General features: G+C 42.2%; 2 protein-coding genes and 1 pseudogene. All 3 read left to right on the forward strand.

All coding sequences use genetic code 11. The features are described from left to right. Positions 1-309 (forward strand): annotated as a pseudogene (locus tag ACEW80_RS03180) (cation:proton antiporter); the annotation flags it as partial. 62 nt (positions 310-371) lie between these two features. Next, positions 372-1,433, forward strand: a complete 1,062-nt coding sequence (gene mtnA / locus ACEW80_RS03185) for an S-methyl-5-thioribose-1-phosphate isomerase (RefSeq protein ID WP_373525207.1) — start codon at positions 372-374, stop codon at positions 1,431-1,433. Between the two features lie 426 nt (positions 1,434-1,859). Beyond that, on the forward strand, positions 1,860-2,321 hold the full coding sequence (locus tag ACEW80_RS03190) for a hypothetical protein (RefSeq protein ID WP_373525208.1): 462 nt from the start codon (positions 1,860-1,862) through the stop codon (positions 2,319-2,321). Positions 2,322-2,505 lie beyond the last annotated feature (184 nt).

Raw genomic sequence — 2,505 nt, forward strand, 5'->3', positions numbered from 1 at the left:
AGTATCCAATTAGTCAAAAGTTTGGCAACAGAACTCAAAGCTACCGTACAACTTTTGCAAGTTGTCACAAAACAAGGAGTAGATATCGATTTGACTAATGCCGGATTGCCAGAAGATACACCCATTCAAAAAGTGCGAGGCAATTTTGTGCAGCAAGTTTCTCGTTTACTCAAAACCAACGATCTGCTAGTGTTAAACGGGTCTGTTCAGCAGAAAACTCAACTAGTTTCACTTTTTGGTCGAATACCAGAAGCGATCGCTCGCAATCATCCTGAAGTTGCCATAATTATTGCCTACTTTCCCAAATAGCCCCAAAATTGGGAAGAAAAGGTGAGAATGCTCAATCCATGCCCAATATCCAATATCTTCCTATGATGACTTCCATAAACCAAGTTTATCCCGTTATTTGGCATAACAACTCAGTATCACTCATTGACCAAACGCGCTTACCAAATGAATATACATTTGTGGAGATTCACCGCAGTGAAGATATGGCGCGGGCGATTAAAACGATGATTGTCCGAGGTGCGCCGGCAATCGGTGTGGCTGCGGCTTATGGTATGTATCTTGGCGCGAGGGAAATTGAAACAAGCGATCGCCACGAATTTTTGCAACACTTAGATAAAGTAGCCCAGTTGTTGCGTTCTACTCGTCCAACGGCGGTAAATTTATTTTGGGCAATTAGCCGGATGATCAAAACTGCTTACGAAACGCTGGGAACAGTAGAAGAAATTAAGCAAACCCTGTTCCAAACAGCCCAAGCAATCAACGCTGAAGATTTGCAAACCTGTAAAGCGATCGGTGACAATGGTTTAACAGTATTGCCCACTACCCCAGAAAAGCTGACATTGCTTACCCACTGCAACGCTGGGGCATTAGCTACTGCTGGTTACGGCACAGCTTTAGGTGTTGTCCGTTCTGCTTGGAGAGAGGGACGTTTAGAGCGTTTATTTGCCGACGAAACCCGTCCCCGTTTACAAGGTGCAAAACTCACCACTTGGGAATGTGTTCAAGAAGGGATTCCAGTCACATTAATTACCGATAATATGGCAGCCCACTGCATGAAACAGGGTTTGATTCATGCTGTAGTTGTAGGTGCTGATCGAATTGCTGCTAATGGCGATGCTGCGAATAAAATTGGTACGTATAGTTTAGCGATCGCAGCTAAGGCACATAATATACCCTTCTTCGTTGCTGCACCCCTTTCCACCGTCGATTTTGAATTAGCTGATGGTAGCAAAATTCCCATTGAAGAACGCGATCCGACAGAAATTTATCAAGTTGGTGATACTATTCTCACACCTGGAGGTGTAGATTTTTACAACCCAGCTTTTGATGTGACTCCGGCTGAGTTGATTACAGCGATCATTACAGAGAATGGGGCGATCGCTCCTGGGGAATTGGTGAAATCACAGCCACAGCAAGTAGCTTAACATCAATTAATAATCCAAGTTGTGAGTTATCAAATACAAATATACTATTCAAAGTGGTGATTACACTTAGCGTAATCACCACTTTGAGTAGCAATAATATTCTAAATCAAAGTATCAATCGGCAATTAAAGACTTTGATTCATCACAGGACTACACCCTGTAGGGGCAATTCATGAATTGCCCCTACATGAAAATCAGGGTTTCGGCTATTGTTTGTGTAAGTACTGCATTCAGTAAAATTACGGTGGCTAATGTTGCCGCTTTTACCGATATTATGGGGAATGCCAAGTTAGGGGGAGACGGGATTTAGAGGTTCAAACGGGGAATAATCAGGGCATCGGAATCAAAAAACCGCGTCAGGGGGAGAGATGCGTGCCATCCCCAGGCAGAGAACACTTGGAAAAAACTAGATGGTAGTTGATAGAAATGGATGTATATACCTACGATGCCCTGAAGAAGATTTCGCTACACTTGAATGCCAAATCTAAAAAAGATAATGGATTTGGAAAGACTTGCCAGATTTTATTGGCTATCACTTTCTGCCGATTGGGGTTTAAAGTAGAAAATTACCTTTCTCAGGGCGTAGACATAGACATTTGGAATCACTCACAGTATCCTAATTTCTCTGTTGAAGTAAAGACAACAATTAAAGGTACTGTGCAGCTTGGTGAGAAGGATGTGGAAGGATTGAGAAAAAAAGAATATGAAGGATATAAAACAGCATTCGCAGTCTTGCTAAGAGATTCGCTATCAGGGTGGCTAATAGTAAACGCTAAAGGAATAAAATATGGCAATATTCCTCTTACGAGGTTGAACACTCCAACGCGAGTATTACCTGATTTGCAGAAAGAGGTTAATCAGGTATTCCCCCAGGGCAAACGCATCTAAAGTACTCTTGATTACGACCAAGATTAAGACCCAACGAAAAATCAGTATTTCTGGCTCGATTTATTTTCCAAGGCTCAAAGCGATCGCTAAAATCTTTGTCAATAAGCAGGGATTAGTGAGATTATTTTTGACTCTATTGAGAATAGACTAGTCTTATTGACATGATGCGGCCGCCCTGGGTATT

The organism is Nostoc sp. (genome assembly GCF_041747015.1).
GTDB lineage: Bacteria > Cyanobacteriota > Cyanobacteriia > Cyanobacteriales > Nostocaceae > Nostoc.

Bases quoted from the DNA above. Each gene is read 5' to 3' on its own strand.
- mtnA (WP_373525207.1), top strand. From the start codon at position 372: ATGATGACTTCCATAAACCAAGTTTATCCCGTTATTTGGCATAACAAC.
- ACEW80_RS03190 (WP_373525208.1), top strand. From the start codon at position 1,860: ATGGATGTATATACCTACGATGCCCTGAAGAAGATTTCGCTACACTTG.